We start from the raw sequence: 14,385 nt of genomic DNA on the forward strand, positions 1-14,385 counted from the left end.
GCTCCGGCAGAAGAAGGAGACCGCATGAGCATTCCCCTCATCCAGAAGTATCGGATCGCCCGTTACATCCTCGAGCAGAAGCTGAAGGGCCGAAAGCGTTATCCCCTCGTGCTGATGCTCGAGCCGCTGTTCCAGTGCAACCTGGCATGCGCGGGCTGCGGCAAGATCGACTATCCGCCGGAGATCCTGAGAAAGCGGATGAGCGTGGAGGATGCACTGCGCGCCGTGGATGAATGCGGAGCGCCGGTCGTATCGATCCCGGGCGGCGAGCCGCTGATCCACAAGGAGATGCCGGAGATCGTGCGCGGAATCATCGCGCGCAAGAAGTTCGTTTACCTCTGCACGAACGCGCTGCTCCTCGAGCAGAAGATCGACGACTACGAGCCTTCGCCGTACTTCACCTGGTCGGTGCATCTGGACGGCAACCGGGAGCGTCACGACGCGTCGGTTTGCCGCGAAGGCACGTTCGACAAGGCGGTGCGCGCGATCAAGGTGGCGCGCGAGCGCGGGTTCCGCGTCACGGCGAACTGCACGCTGTACGCCGGAGAGGATCCGGACGACGTGGCCGACTTTTTCGATTACGCGATGAGCTTGGGGATCGAAGGGGTGATGATCTCGCCGGGCTACAGCTACGATCATGCCCCTCGCCGCGACGTCTTCCTCGGGCGGCGGCAATCGAAGCAGCTGTTCCGCGAGATCTTCAAGCGCGGCCGCGCGCGCTCGAGCAAATGGCACTTCAATCAGTCGAGCCTGTTTCTCGATTTCCTCGCCGGCAACCAGAGCTACCAGTGCACGCCTTGGGCGAATCCCACCTACAACGTCTTCGGCTGGCAGAAGCCGTGCTATCTGCTGGTCGACGAGGGCTATGCCTCGTCCTTCGAGGAGCTGATGGAGACGACGGACTGGGACAAGTACGGGACGGGCCGCAATCCGAAGTGCGACAATTGCATGGCGCATTGCGGCTACGAAGGCACGGCCGTCGAGGACACGATCGCGAACCCATGGAAGGCCTTGGGCGTCTTCCTGTTCGGTCCGCGTCTCGACGGCGAGATGGCGCCGGAGCTGCCGGTGCTGCACGGCGGCCGTGTTCCGGGCGTGTCGATTCCGGTCGACCGGATCGGGCGCCGCGGCCGGGACTCGTAGCCGGCCGGTTTGCGCGGCCGAGTCGGGCGCGGCCAAGCTCCGGCCCCTCGCCCGCGCCGGTTCAGCGCCGAGTCAGGCTGCGGAACGCATGCTCTTCCGCACGCATTCCAACGGAGAGAGGACGCTGATGCCGACGTATCCGAAGACGGCCGGCGGCCGCCCGGCTTGGGCCGCGGCCCTGTTGCTGATGTGGCTCACGGCGCTCGCCCAGGACGCCCCGGCGCCCGGCGCGACGCCGGAGGACACGGTGCGGACGCTGCATGACGCGCTCGTCGAGACGGCCGCAGAGCTCGGCGACGCGAGCCTCGAGGAGCGCTATGCACGGCTCGAGCCGGTCGTCGAGGCCACGCACGATCTGCCCTACATCGCGGAGCTCACGATCCGGCGCGAATGGGACGGCCTGTCGGTCGACGACCGGCAACGCTTCGTCGAAGCTTTCGAGCGCCTGAGCGTGACGACCTACGCGAGCCGCTTCCGCAGGCTCGAGGCCGGCATGTTCGAGATCACCGGCGGCGAGTCGCTCGCCGGCGGACGCGCGCAGGTCGCGGCGACGCTCACGACGAAGGAACGGGCGATACCGTTCCAATACGTGCTGCACGAGACCGACGCCGGCTGGAAGATCGTCAACATCCTGGCGGACAACGTCAGCGATCTCGCGCTGAAGCGCGCCGAGTACCGGCGCCTGCTCGAGGGCGGCTCGGTCGACGACGTGATTGCAGAGCTCGAGCGGCAGACGGCCGAGGCGGCCGCCGCGGATTGACCGTAAAAAAATGGTGTCAGACACCTTTTTCGAAAAAGGCGCCAGACACAACAAAGGTGCCAGACACGAAAAAGGTGTCTGACACCTTTTTTGACATTACCGTGTCTGACACCGGTTTTCGAGGCTACCGGACGAAGCGGTAGTATTCGATGCCCTCGTCGCTGAACTTCGCGTTCAGGCTGCTGCCGACCGACTCGATCACGAACCCCTCGCTCGGAGAGCGGAGCCCCGGCGCGGTGCCCGTGTCGTGCAGACTCTCGTACTGCGCTCGGGTCAGGTCCTGGTACGGCTCGAGCGCGGCCTCGAAGCCGATTCTCGCGGCGGCGCGCTCCCACCCTTCGACCACCTGCATCGGCATCGCTTCGGCCGCGTCGCCGCTGCCGTAGCCGACCGCGAGCACCTTGCCGCCGGCGAGATCGATGCCCCGGAGATAGGCATCCTCCATCCCGGCGGCCATCCAGGCCGGCAGCGCCGCGCAGTACACGTTGCCGATCTCCTTCATGACCTCGGAGCCGAGCGACATCTTCGACGAGACGAGCGCGCTGAACTCGGCGCTGTTGCGGAACTCGCGCGAGAGCTGTATCGCGAGCGGATACGCGTCGGCCTCGATATCGCCGCGCTTGACGAGGTCGAGGACGTCCGGCCGCGACTGCATCTCGGCCAGCACCTCCGCGACATCCATGCCGGCGCGCTCGCAATAGCGAGCGAGCTCGGCCCGACCCTCCGGACCGTCGCTTGCCAGGCCGAAAAGATAGCTCATCGCAAAGGACGTCTCCGGCATCCTGTGGTAAGGCCGGTGCATGAACACGGCGTCGAGCTCGCGGTAGTACTCGGCCGGCTCGCGCCCCATCCGCCTCGTCATGTCGTTCAGCGCATGCAGCGTCTCGTCGATATAGCAGGTGGTCGAATACTTGCCGTTGAAGACCGGCAGGTCCTGGAAGTGGCAGTTCAGCTTGCCGCGGATGATGTTGCGCAGCACCGGCTTGCGGAAGTCGACGGCGCGGTAGGCGGACGCGCTGCCGATGTGCGCGAGCTCGACGGTCAGCATCTTCGGATTGCGCTCGAGCAGCAGCGCGACCGCGCCGGCCCCCTGTGTCGGCTCGCCCGAGCTTCCCCGCGCGTACTCGGCGATGTCGGCGCTGACGACTATCGCGCACCGATCCTCGCGCTCGAGCGCCAGATAGCGCAGCGCGTGCTTCAGGGCATAAACGCCGCCGAGGCACGCGTGCTTGACCTCGGGGACCTCGCAGTGGCGGTTCAGAACGGGCAAGCTTTTCGCCTTGAGGCCTTCGTCGAGCATCCCTTTCACGATCACGGCGCCGGCCGAGTTGTCGGTGCTCGATTCGGTGCCGAGGCCGAGGAACCCGACGCGCGCCGGGTCGACGTCGTAGTGCTCGATGAGCCGCATGACGGCCGTCGCGGCCATCGTGTACACGCTCTGCTCGGGCCCGCGCATCCGGAAGCTGCGGCCGACGACCGCGCGCGTCTTGTCCCACGGGGAACCGGTCCAGCTGCACCATGCCTCCAGGTCGACCCGATAAGGCGGCACATAGACCGCGAACCCACTGATCCCGACGTGCTCGTTCATTCGCTATCCCCAAAAAATGGCTTACCGTCCACCGTGCGCGCTGATGGCGGTCGATCGGCCTGATTGTGCTCCCACAGCGGCGCATTATAGGGCAGCGGCTTAAGAATCACCTAGTTAGCGTTTGATCTCGCGGCTCGGATTTTTCACGATCACTCGGTCGAGCATGCCGGCTTCGGAAATCCGAGCGCCGTGAGGCGCTTGTTTCGCGGGCCGGCCTCGCCTGCTGGGCTAAAATGTCCGCGGGCCCCTGAATACCGTCAGATGAAGCTCAGAATTCGAGGAAATTCGGTGCGGATCCGCGTCTCGCGGGGCGAGCTGAACCAGATCGCCGAGGCCGGGTTTGCGGAGGATGCCGTGCATTTTTCGGCCGACTCGGCCTTGCGGTACCGCGTCACCGTCGCGCCGGACGGCGAGCCCGCCGCGCGCTTCGGCGCGGACGAGCTGTCCGTCGTCCTGCCGCGGGCCGCCGTCGAGCGCTGGCTCGCGCCGGAGGAAGTGTCGATCCGCGGCGAGCAGCCGATCGGCGGCGGCGAGTCGCTGAAAATCCTCGTGGAGAAGGACTTCGAGTGCCTCACGCCGCGTGAGGGGGAGGACGACTCCGATCTCTTTCCGAATCCCCGGGGTGGTACCATGGGCCCGCGGGAGTCAAGCTAACCGAGGTGATCGAGACCGGTGAAAGGGGAATTCGCTACAACTGATGAGGCGGCGATCCGAGCCCTAGCCGAGGCGCGTAAGCAGGAGCCGGGGGCGTTGTTGCCGATCCTCCACGCCATTCAGGACGAGCTCGGATACGTGCCGGAGGCGGCAGTGCCGATCGTCGCCGACGTGCTGAACCTGTCCCGAGCCGAGGTTCACGGCGTGGTCAGCTTCTATCATCTGTTCAGGACGGCCCCGCCCGGGCGGCACACGCTCTATCTCTGCCGCGCCGAGGCCTGCCAGTCGATGGGCGCGAGGGCCCTCGAAGCGTACGTGCGCGACAAGCTGAACGTCGATTTCCACGAAACCACGGCCGACGGCCGCTTCAGCCTCGAGCCGGTTTATTGCCTCGGCAACTGTGCCTGCTCCCCCGCCGTGATGATCGACGAGACCGTCCACGGACGGGTCACGCCCGAGCGGCTCGACGAGCTTCTGAGCTAGCGCCATGGCGAGCGTCACGAAGGTTTTCGTCCCGTCCGACACCACCGCTCGATCGGTAGGCGCCGACGGCGTCGCCGCCGCGATCTCGGCCGAAGCGGAGCGCCGCGGCCGGCAGATCGAGCTGATCCGGAACGGATCGCGCGGCTTGTACTGGCTCGAGCCGCTCGTCGAGGTCGAGGTCGACGGGGTGCGCAAGGCCTACGGGCCCGTCAGGCCGGCCGACGTCGAGAGCCTCTTCGAAGCCGGCTTCCTCGACGGCCGCCGGGATCATCCGAGCGCGCTCGGCGACACGGAGTCGATCCCCTATCTCGCGAAACAGGACCGGCTCACGTTCGCGCGCGTCGGCCTGATCGACCCGCTCTCGATCGAGGACTACCGCGCGCACGGCGGTTTTCGCGGCCTCGAGAACGCCGTGAAACTTTCGGGGCGGGAGATCGTCGACATCGTTACGGAGTCGGGCTTGCGGGGCCGGGGCGGCGCCGCGTTCCCGACCGGCATCAAGTGGAACACCGTGCTGAACACCGAGGCCGCACGGAAGTACGTGGTCTGCAACGCCGACGAGGGCGACTCGGGGACCTTCGCCGACCGCATGATCATGGAGAGCGATCCGTACGTGCTGATCGAAGGCATGACGATCGCCGGGCTCGCGGTCGGGGCCACGCAAGGTTATGTCTATATCCGCTTCGAGTACCCGCAGGCCATCCGCACGATGCGGGAGGCCATCGAGCGGGCCACGGCCGCGGGCTACCTCGGCGACCGGGTGCTCGGCAGCGACCGTGCCTTCCATCTGGAGGTTCGCGAGGCCGCGGGCGCGTACATCTGCGGCGAGGAGACGTCGCTGCTCGAGAGCCTCGAAGGCAAGCGCGGCATCATCCGGTTCCGGCCGCCGCTTCCGGCCGTGAAGGGCCTCTTCGGCGCGCCGACGATCGTCAACAACGTGATCTCGCTCGCCACCGTGCCGATCATCCTCGACAAGGGCGCGGCCTTTTATAAGGACTTCGGCACGGGCCGGTCGCGCGGCACCCTCACGGTGCAGCTCGCCGGCAACGTCAAGCAAGGCGGTCTGGTGGAGATCGCCTTCGGGCATAGCCTGCGGGAGCTGCTGTACGACTTCGGCGGCGGCACCGCCACTGGCCGCCCGATTCGGGCCGTCCAGGCCGGCGGACCCCTCGGCGCTTACGTTCATCCGTCGAAGTTCGACACGGCGCTCGATTACGAGGCGTTCGCCCAGTTCGGAGCCATGATCGGCCACGGCGGCCTCGTCGTCTTCGACGACACCGTGGACCTCGGCCAGCAGGCGCGCTTCGCGATGGAGTTCTGCGCGATCGAGTCGTGCGGCAAGTGCACGCCGTGCCGGATCGGCGCGGTGCGCGGGGTCGAGGTCATCGACCGCATCCTCGCGGGCGAGAACGAGGCGGCGAACCTCGCGCTGCTTCGCGAGCTTTGCGACACGATGGTGGTCGGGTCGCTCTGTGCCCTCGGCGGTATGGCGCCGTTTCCGGTCATGAGCATCCTGGACCATTTCCCTGAAGACTTGAGAGCGCGCAAGGAAGAGCGGCGCGCGGTGGGAGAGGTAGCATGAGCGCAGCCTACAAACCCTATCACCGAGCCTACGATTTCGGCACGCCCGCGCGCGAGTCCGAGCGCGTCGTCACGCTGACGATCGACGGGGAGGAAGTCTCCGTTCCAGAGGGCACGACCGTGTTGCGCGCGGCGGCCACCGCGGGCATCAACATCCCGAAGCTCTGCGCCACGGACAGCCTCGAGCCGTTCGGATCGTGCCGGTTGTGTCTCGTCGAGATCGAGGGGGCGAAAGGGCTCCCGGCATCGTGCACCACCGAGGTGCGCAACGGCATGAAGGTCACGACGCAGTCGAAGCGTCTCGCCGATATCCGGCGCAACGTCATGGAGCTCTACATCTCCGACCATCCGCTCGACTGCCTGACCTGTCCGACGAACGGCGACTGCGAGCTCCAGGACATGGCCGGCGCCGTAGGCCTGCGCGAGGTGCGCTACGGCTACGAGGGCGCGAACCACTTCGACGCGCCGAAGGACACGAGCAACCCGTATTTCACGTTCGATCCCACGAAGTGCATCGTCTGCTCGCGCTGCGTGCGGGCCTGCGAAGAGGTGCAGGGCACGTTCGCGCTCACGATCGACGGCCGCGGGTTCGCGTCGAAGGTCGCGGCGAGCCAGGATCAGCCGTTCCTCGACTCCGAGTGCGTGTCGTGCGGCGCGTGCGTGCAGGCGTGCCCCACGGCCACGCTCACCGAGAACTCGCTGATCGAGCTCGGCCAGCCGGAGCACTACGTGATCACGACTTGCGCCTACTGCGGCGTCGGCTGCTCGTTCCGCGCCGAGATGAAGGGCCAGCAGGTCGTGAAGATGATCCCGAACAAGGACGGCCATGCGAACCACGGCCACTCCTGCGTGAAAGGCCGCTTCGCGTTCGGATACGCCACGCACAAGGACCGCATCACGAAGCCGATGATCCGCGACTCGATCCACGAGCCGTGGAAGGAGGTCTCGTGGGAGGAGGCGATCTCGTTCGCCGCGAACAAGCTGAAGAGCATCCAGCAGAAGTACGGCATCGGCGCGATCGGCGGCATCACGTCGTCGCGCTGCACGAACGAGGAGACGTACCTCGTTCAGAAGCTCGTGCGCGCGGCCTTCGGCAATAACAACGTGGATACCTGCGCGCGGGTCTGTCACTCGCCCACGGGCTACGGCCTGAAGTCGACGATCGGCGAGTCGGCCGGGACGCAGGCCTTCGACTCGGTCATGAAGGCCGACGTGATCATGGTGATCGGCGCGAATCCGCCGGACGCGCACCCCGTGTTCGCGTCGCAGATGAAGCGGCGGCTGCGCCAGGGCGCCAAGCTGATCGTGATCGACCCGCGCGCCACGGATCTCGTGCGCTCGCCGCACGTCGAGGCGGACTACCACCTCGCGCTCCGGCCCGGCACGAACGTCGCGATCCTCAACGCGCTCGCGCACGTCATATTGTCCGAAGGGCTCGAGGACAAGAAGTTCATCGAGCGGCGCTGCGAGCTCGACGCGTACAACGACTGGCGGTCGTTCATCCTCGAGGAGCGCAACTCGCCCGAGGCGCTCGAGGCCGAAACCGGCGTCCCGGCCGAGCTGGTGCGCGGCGCGGCGCGGCTCTACGCGTCCGCGCCGAACGGCGCGATCTACTACGGCCTCGGCGTCTCCGAGCACAGCCAGGGCTCGACGGCCGTCATGGGTATCGCGAATCTCGCGATGGTCACCGGGAATATCGGCCGCGAAGGCGTCGGCGTGAATCCGCTGCGCGGCCAGAACAACGTGCAGGGCTCGTGCGACATGGGCTCGTTCCCGCACGAGTTCCCGGGATATCGGCACGTCTCCGACCCGGCCGTGCGCGCGTCGTTCGACGAGGCCTGGGGCGTCAAGGTGCAGCCCGAGCCGGGGCTGCGCATTCCGAACATGTTCGACGCGGCCGTCGCCGGGCAGTTCAAGGGTCTTTACGTGCAGGGCGAGGACGTCGCTCAGTCCGACCCGGACACCACGCACGTCACGCATGCGCTCTCGTCGCTCGAGTGCATGATCGTCCAGGATCTCTTCTTGAACGAGACGGCGAAGTTCGCGCACGTGTTCCTGCCCGGCTCGTCGTTCCTCGAGAAGAACGGCACGTTCATCAACGCCGAGCGGCGCATTTCGCCGGTCCGTAAGGTCATGGAGCCGCTCGGCGGCTACGAGGACTGGGAGGTCACGCAGCTTCTGTCGAACGCGATGGGCTACCCGATGAACTACAAGCACCCGAGCGAGATCATGGACGAGATCGCGCGGCTGACGCCGACGTTCTCGGGCGTGAGCTACGAGAAGCTCGACCGGCTCGGCAGCATCCAGTGGCCGTGCAACGAGAAGGCGCCGGAAGGCACGCCGACGATGCACGTCGACGAGTTCGTGCGCGGCAAGGGCCTCTTCCGCGTCACGCCGTACGTGCCGACGGAGGAGCGCACGAGCTCGAAGTACCCGCTGCTGCTGACGACGGGCCGCATTCTGACGCAGTACAACGTCGGCGCGCAGACCCGGCGCACGGCGAACGTGAAGTGGCACGACGAGGACGTCCTCGAGATCCATCCGCACGACGCCGAGCAGCGCGGAATTCAGACCGGCGACTGGGTCGGCCTGAAGAGCCGCGCCGGCGAGACCGTGCTGCGGGCCGTGATCACCGAGCGCGTGATGCCGGGCGTGGTCTACACCACGTTCCATCATCCGGAGACCGGCGCGAACGTCGTGACGACCGACAGCTCGGACTGGGCGACGAACTGCCCCGAGTACAAGGTCACGGCCGTGCAGGCTTACAAGGTCACGCAGCTCTCCGATTGGCAGCGCAAGTACGAGGCCTTCACGGAGGAGCAGCTCGAGTACCTGCGGCAGGCAGGGTCGGGCGCCGAGAAAGCGGTCGGCTGAGGCGGCAACGAAGATGGACATCGGCAAGCTGGTTCGGATGGCGAATCAGATCGCGAAGAACCTGGACTACGGCCAGGACAGGGAAAAGGTCGTGGCCGCCACGGCGGATCATCTGAAGCGCTTCTGGACGCCGGAGATGCGCCGGCAGATCGTCGCGTACCACTTGGAAGGGGGCGACCCGGCGGGCGAGGTCGATCCGCTGTCGGAGCTCGCCGCGAACGCCGTGGCGCGCATCGCCGAGGAGCAGCGGAAAGACGTCGCATAACACGCGGCGGAACAATGTGGCCGACCTGAACGAAGCGGTGCGCCGCCAGAGCGTGCGGCACTTCGAAGTCCGCCGCGTCGGGCTCGGCGCCGGTGTCGAGGACGATGTCGTCGCCACCGAGGAGCCGCTGGAAATTCGGCTCGGGTACTTCGTCGGCCGCGAGCATCGCGAGCAGAGCATCTCGGTCACGATGCGCACGCCGGGGAAGGACCTCGAGCTCGCCGTCGGCTTTCTCTTCACCGAAGGCATCGTGCGCGCGTCGCGGGACGTCGCTTCCGTCGGCCCCTGCGGCCCGCCCGCGGCCGACGGCCTCGTCAACGTCGTCCGCGTCGAGCTCGCCCCGGACGTCGAGGTCGACCTCGATCGGCTCGAGCGCCATTTCTACACGTCGTCGAGCTGCGGCGTCTGCGGCAAGTCGTCGCTCGAGGCGGTCGCCGTGCAGAGCCGCTACGACATTGCGTCCGTCCGCTTCGAGATCGGCCGTGACGTCCTCGGCGGCCTGCCCGAGGCGCTCCGGGCCCGCCAGGACGTCTTCGACCAGACCGGCGGCCTCCACGCCTCGGGCCTCTTCGACGCCGCCGGCACGATCCATCTCGTCCGCGAGGACGTGGGCCGCCACAACGCGCTCGACAAGCTGATCGGCAACCGTCTGATGGCCGACGCGCTGCCGCTCACCGACTACGGCATCGTCGTCAGCGGCCGCGCGAGCTTCGAGCTGATGCAGAAGGCGATGATGGCCGGCTGCCCGCTGCTCGCGGCCGTCGGCGCCCCGTCGTCGCTCGCCGTGCAGCTCGCCGAGGAGTTCGGCATGACGCTCGTCGGCTTTCTGAAGCGCGACCGCTTCAACATCTACTCGCGCCCCGACCGCGTCGTCTGAGCGCGAACCTTTCGGTTGACCCTCGCCGCATCTGTCAGCCCCCAACCCCCTCGGCTTTCGGCCTCGGCACTTGGCGGCCGGGGCCACGCTCGCGACGCGCTCGCCGCGACCAGGCTAGAGCCCCGGCGCGCGCTCTGCGAGAATTGCCCCCGCCACGGCACGCCGATACGCCCAGTCGCCCGCCGAGCGGCCGGAGGGCCGCCTTGCCACGGATCACGGAGATCGATTACATCGCGGAGTCGACGCGGCGTTTCCATCCGCTGCTCGGCCGCCCGTGGCACGTGTTCCTCGACAGCGGCCACGGAGGGGGCGAGGCGGGCCGCTACGACATCCTCGCGGCCGAGCCCTACGTCACGCTGACGACCCGCGGCGGCGTGACGGAGATCCGCGCCCCGCACGGCACCGACGTCTCCGGCCGCGATCCCATCGAGCTTCTGATCGAGCGCCTCGGGCCCCCGGCGGCTCGCCCGCCGCAGGTGCCGTTCGCGGGCGGCGCGATCGGCTACCTCGCCTACGATCTCGGCCGCCGCTTCGAGCGCCTGCCGACGATCGCCGCGGCCGACATCGACGTCCCGGAGATGGCCGTCGGGCTCTACGACTGGGCCTGCGTCGTCGACCACGTCGAGCGTCGCACGTGGCTCGTCGGCGCCGGCCGCGACGAGCGGACGTTCGACGAGTGGAACGACCTCGTCGATGCGCTTTGCCCCCGTGATCCGCCGGAGGTCAAGCCCTTCACGGCAGGCTCGACGATCGCGTCGAGCTTCGACTTCGAGGGCTACCGGGCGGCCTTCGAGCGCGTGAAGGCGCACATCCGCGCCGGGGACTGCTACCAGGTCAACCTCACGCAGCGCTTCGAGGCCGCGGCGCAGGGCCATTCCTGGGCGGCTTACGCGGACCTGCGCCGCCGCAGCCCGGCGCCGTTCGCGGCCTACCTGGGCCTGCCGTTCGCGGAGATCCTGTCGTCGTCGCCGGAGCGGTTCCTCAAGGTGGCCGGCGGGCGCGTCGAGACGAAGCCGATCAAGGGCACGCGGCCCCGCGCCCCCGACGCGGCCGCCGACCGTGCCCTCGCCGACGAGCTTCGGGCGAGCTCGAAGGACCGCGCCGAGAACGTCATGATCGTGGACCTGCTCCGCAACGACCTCGGCAAGGTCTGCGTGCCCGGGTCGGTCCGCGCGACGAAGCTGTTCGACATCGAAAGCTTCGCCAACGTCCACCACCTCGTCAGCACCGTCGAGGGGCGGCTGCGGCCGGACGCGCACGCGCTCGACCTCGTGCGCGGCGCTTTTCCGGGGGGCTCGATCACGGGCGCGCCGAAGCTGCGCGCGATGGAGATCATCGAGACGCTCGAGCCGCAGCGGCGCACGGTGTACTGCGGCTGCATCGGCTACGTCGGGTTCGACGGCGACATGGACCTGAACATCGCGATCCGCACGCTGCTGCGCCGCGGCGACCGCGTTTACGCTTGGGCGGGCGGCGGGATCGTCGCCGATTCGGAGGTCGAGGCGGAGTATCGGGAGAGCCTCGACAAGGCGGCGGCGCTCCTCGCCGTGCTCGGCGCCGATCGGCGTTGAGCGCTACGTGCCGGCGCTCAGTCGGCCGGCAGCAGATGCACCCATCCTCGATAAGCGCTGACGTGCGACGGCACGTCGTGCACGCGAATGATGTCGACCCCCTGCGCGCAAAGATTCAACGACGCGCCGATCGTGAAGAGATCCTTGTCGGCGACGTCCCGCTTCGTGAAGCCCGCCATGAACGACTTCCGCGAATGCCCGACGAGGCAGCGGATCCCGGAAACGCGGAAGCGCGCGACGTTGCGCAACAGCTCGAGCGATTGAAGAGGGTTCTTGCCGAAGCCGATGCCGGGATCGAAGACGATGCGCTTGCGCGGGATGCCGGCCGCGTCCCACTCGCCGAGCCGGGCATCGAGCCAGCGGAGCACATGGTCGACCGGATCGCCGTCGGCCGGCAGTGTCACGCTTCGATCGGCCGGCACGGTGAGGCTGTGCATGGCGACCCACTCGCCGCCGCCGGCCGCGACCTCGAGCATCTGCGGGGACGTGAGGCCGCTCACGTCGTTGATCATGTCCGCGCCGAGCGCGAGCGCCCGCCGTGCGACCTCGGGGTGGTACGTATCGACGCTGATTCGCGGCCGGAGCGGAGCGCCGGCGACCTTGTCGATCAGCTTCGCGAGCGGCGCCTCGAGGCGAGCCCATTCCTCGTCGGCCGTCAGCGGCCGGGCTCCGGGCCGGGTCGACTCCGCGCCGACGTCGACGATCTGCGCGCCGGCGGCGATCATCGCGTCTACCCGCGCCTCCGCCGCCTCCCACGTCACCGTCTCGCCGCCGTCGGAGAACGAATCCGGCGTGAGGTTCAAGATGCCCATCCAGAGCGGGATACGGTGGCGCAGCTCGCCGGACCAGTCGAGCACGGTGCGCTCGCCGCGGCCGGGCACGGTCAGCCCGGGATCGAGCGCGACGAGCGGCGCGAGCACGAAGTTACGGCGGGTCAGCGCCGGGTGCGGTATGACGAGACGTTCGGTACGGATTTCCCGATCGCCCCACAGCAGGATGTCGATGTCGATCGGGCGCGGGGCCCACCGGTGCGTCGCGTCGCGCCCCAGGCGGGCTTCGATCCGCTTGGCCGCGTCGAGCACTTGATCGGGGCTCGACGCCGTCCGGCAGCGCGCCGCTGCGTTCAGGAACGGCCGATTCCAATCGGGAGAGGCCGCCTCCGGCAGGAGCGCGGGCGACTCCACCACGGGGGATACGTCGAGGATCTCGATGCCCGCGGCGGCGAGCTCCGCGAGGGCCGCGGCGATGTTCGCGCGGCGGTCTCCGAGGTTCGATCCGAGGCCGAGGTAAATGTCCATGCAGCGGAGCGCCCGTTCCGAAAGCGCCCAAGTGTACCGCGGGCCGCCGCGTCCGACCGGGCCGCGGCGAGGGGCGACAGCAAAGCAGCGAGTTCATACAATGACGGCCCCCCGATCAACGATTTTCAGGCCAGCAGTTTTTAGGCCACAAGAAGAGGAACGGACAATGAAAGCGAAAGCGGCGGTTGCGTGGGAAGCCGGGAAGCCCTTGTCGATCGAGGAGGTCGACGTCCAGGGACCGAAAGCCGGGGAGGTGCTCGTGCGTCTGGTGGCGACCGGGGTCTGCCATACGGACGCGTTCACGCTGTCGGGCGACGATCCGGAAGGTGCGTTTCCGGTGATCCTCGGTCACGAGGGCGGCGGTGTCGTGGAGGAGGTCGGGCAAGGTGTCACGTCGGTGAAGCCCGGGGACCACGTGATCCCGCTCTACACTCCGGAGTGCGGCGAGTGCAAGTTCTGCCGATCGGGCAAGACGAATCTGTGCCAGAAGATTCGCGTGACGCAAGGCAAGGGCGTGATGCCGGACGGCACGAGCCGGTTCTCGAGCAACGGCAAGCAGGTGCTGCACTTCATGGGCACCTCCACGTTCTCCGAGTACACGGTCTTGCCGGAAATCGCCGTCGCGAAGATCAACAAGGAGGCGCCGCTCGAGAAGGTCTGCCTCCTCGGCTGCGGGATCACGACCGGCATCGGCGCCGTGCTGAACACGGCCAAGGTGCAGCCGGGATCCACCGTGGCGGTCTTCGGGCTCGGCGGCGTCGGCCTGTCGGTGATTCAAGGCGCCGTGATGGCGAAGGCGGCTCGGATCATCGCGGTCGACATCAATCCCGAGAAGGAGCAGATGGCGCGCCAGCTCGGCGCCACCGACTTCGTGAATCCGAAGGACTACGATCAGCCGATCCAGCAGGTGCTCATCGATATGACCGACGGCGGCGTCGACTACTCGTTCGAGGCCGTCGGCAACGTCAATCTGATGCGCGCCGCGCTCGAGTGCTGCCACAAGGGCTGGGGCGAGTCTACGATCATCGGCGTCGCGGGCGCCGGCCAGGAAATCTGCACGCGGCCGTTCCAGCTCGTCACCGGCCGCGTATGGCGCGGCAGCGCCTTCGGCGGCGTCAAGGGGCGCAGCCAGCTGCCGGGCATGGTCGACCAGTACATGAGCGGCGAGATCAAGATCGATCCGTTCATCACGCACACGATGGGCCTCGAGGACATCAACAAGGCCTTCGACCTGATGCACGAGGGCAAGAGCATCCGCTCGGTGATCCACTACTAAGGGGGCCGAGCGGCC

12 protein-coding genes are annotated in these 14,385 nt (G+C 67.8%); 10 read left to right on the top strand and 2 right to left on the bottom strand.

The window, feature by feature from the left end; all coding sequences use genetic code 11:
- The first annotated feature begins 24 nt into the window (after positions 1–24).
- Both hpnH and VF329_14025 read left to right on the top strand, forming a co-directional pair.
- Positions 25–1,143 carry an adenosyl-hopene transferase HpnH gene (gene hpnH / locus VF329_14020; protein HEX7082121.1) on the top strand — a complete coding sequence of 373 codons (1,119 nt, stop codon included), beginning with the start codon at positions 25–27 and terminating at the stop codon, positions 1,141–1,143.
- Between the two features lie 127 nt (positions 1,144–1,270).
- A complete protein-coding gene (locus VF329_14025; protein ID HEX7082122.1) occupies positions 1,271–1,903 on the top strand; it encodes an ABC transporter substrate-binding protein in 633 nt (210 codons plus the stop codon).
- A gap of 124 nt (positions 1,904–2,027) precedes the next feature.
- Here the strand turns inward: VF329_14025 and VF329_14030 are convergent, their stop codons facing one another.
- Entirely contained in the window at positions 2,028–3,491 is a 1,464-nt protein-coding gene (locus VF329_14030) for a hydroxymethylglutaryl-CoA synthase (protein ID HEX7082123.1), read from the bottom strand.
- Between the two features lie 261 nt (positions 3,492–3,752).
- Between VF329_14030 and VF329_14035 the strand changes: the two genes are divergently transcribed.
- The 7 genes from VF329_14035 to pabB all read left to right on the top strand — a co-directional run bounded on the left by VF329_14035 (position 3,753) and on the right by pabB (position 11,796).
- A complete protein-coding gene (locus tag VF329_14035) occupies positions 3,753–4,145 on the top strand; it encodes a hypothetical protein (protein ID HEX7082124.1) in 393 nt (130 codons plus the stop codon).
- Positions 4,146–4,163: 18 nt separating this feature from the next.
- Positions 4,164–4,628: a formate dehydrogenase subunit gamma gene (locus tag VF329_14040; protein HEX7082125.1), complete on the top strand. Its 465-nt coding sequence runs from the start codon at positions 4,164–4,166 to the stop codon at positions 4,626–4,628.
- 4 nt (positions 4,629–4,632) lie between these two features.
- Positions 4,633–6,210 (top strand): NADH-ubiquinone oxidoreductase-F iron-sulfur binding region domain-containing protein, encoded by a 1,578-nt coding sequence (locus tag VF329_14045; protein HEX7082126.1) that lies wholly within the window; start codon positions 4,633–4,635, stop codon positions 6,208–6,210.
- Complete coding sequence (gene fdhF, locus VF329_14050) at positions 6,207–9,083, top strand: formate dehydrogenase subunit alpha (protein HEX7082127.1); 2,877 nt, start codon at positions 6,207–6,209, stop codon at positions 9,081–9,083. The genes VF329_14045 and fdhF overlap by 4 nt, the downstream gene beginning before the upstream one ends.
- Positions 9,084–9,096: 13 nt before the next feature.
- The gene (locus VF329_14055) at positions 9,097–9,348 is read left to right on the top strand and encodes a formate dehydrogenase subunit delta (protein HEX7082128.1); all 252 of its coding nucleotides are present in this window, start codon (positions 9,097–9,099) and stop codon (positions 9,346–9,348) included.
- Positions 9,349–9,364: 16 nt separating this feature from the next.
- The gene (fdhD, locus tag VF329_14060) at positions 9,365–10,225 is read left to right on the top strand and encodes a formate dehydrogenase accessory sulfurtransferase FdhD (GenBank protein ID HEX7082129.1); all 861 of its coding nucleotides are present in this window, start codon (positions 9,365–9,367) and stop codon (positions 10,223–10,225) included.
- Positions 10,226–10,428: 203 nt separating this feature from the next.
- Positions 10,429–11,796 carry an aminodeoxychorismate synthase component I gene (gene pabB / locus VF329_14065; protein HEX7082130.1) on the top strand — a complete coding sequence of 456 codons (1,368 nt, stop codon included), beginning with the start codon at positions 10,429–10,431 and terminating at the stop codon, positions 11,794–11,796.
- A gap of 17 nt (positions 11,797–11,813) precedes the next feature.
- Here pabB and folP read toward each other — a convergent pair whose 3' ends face one another.
- On the bottom strand, positions 11,814–13,094 hold the full coding sequence (gene folP / locus VF329_14070; GenBank protein ID HEX7082131.1) for a dihydropteroate synthase: 1,281 nt from the start codon (positions 13,092–13,094) through the stop codon (positions 11,814–11,816).
- A 166-nt stretch (positions 13,095–13,260) separates the two neighbouring features.
- On the opposite strand from folP, the gene VF329_14075 reads away from it, so the two are divergent.
- Entirely contained in the window at positions 13,261–14,370 is a 1,110-nt protein-coding gene (locus VF329_14075; GenBank protein HEX7082132.1) for an S-(hydroxymethyl)glutathione dehydrogenase/class III alcohol dehydrogenase, read from the top strand.
- Positions 14,371–14,385: the final 15 nt, after the last annotated feature.

It is taken from the genome of Gammaproteobacteria bacterium, assembly GCA_036381015.1.
In the GTDB taxonomy this organism is placed as follows: Bacteria; Pseudomonadota; Gammaproteobacteria; order Steroidobacterales; family Rariloculaceae; genus ZC4RG20.

Excerpts from the sequence above, each read along its gene's own strand:
- hpnH (HEX7082121.1), top strand. The coding sequence starts at position 25 with ATGAGCATTCCCCTCATCCAGAAGTATCGGATCGCCCGTTACATCCTC.
- VF329_14025 (HEX7082122.1), top strand. The coding sequence starts at position 1,271 with ATGCCGACGTATCCGAAGACGGCCGGCGGCCGCCCGGCTTGGGCCGCG.
- VF329_14030 (HEX7082123.1), bottom strand. The coding sequence starts at position 3,491 with ATGAACGAGCACGTCGGGATCAGTGGGTTCGCGGTCTATGTGCCGCCT.
- VF329_14035 (HEX7082124.1), top strand. The coding sequence starts at position 3,753 with ATGAAGCTCAGAATTCGAGGAAATTCGGTGCGGATCCGCGTCTCGCGG.
- VF329_14045 (HEX7082126.1), top strand. The coding sequence starts at position 4,633 with ATGGCGAGCGTCACGAAGGTTTTCGTCCCGTCCGACACCACCGCTCGA.
- fdhF (HEX7082127.1), top strand. The coding sequence starts at position 6,207 with ATGAGCGCAGCCTACAAACCCTATCACCGAGCCTACGATTTCGGCACG.
- VF329_14055 (HEX7082128.1), top strand. The coding sequence starts at position 9,097 with ATGGACATCGGCAAGCTGGTTCGGATGGCGAATCAGATCGCGAAGAAC.
- folP (HEX7082131.1), bottom strand. The coding sequence starts at position 13,094 with ATGGACATTTACCTCGGCCTCGGATCGAACCTCGGAGACCGCCGCGCG.
- VF329_14075 (HEX7082132.1), top strand. The coding sequence starts at position 13,261 with ATGAAAGCGAAAGCGGCGGTTGCGTGGGAAGCCGGGAAGCCCTTGTCG.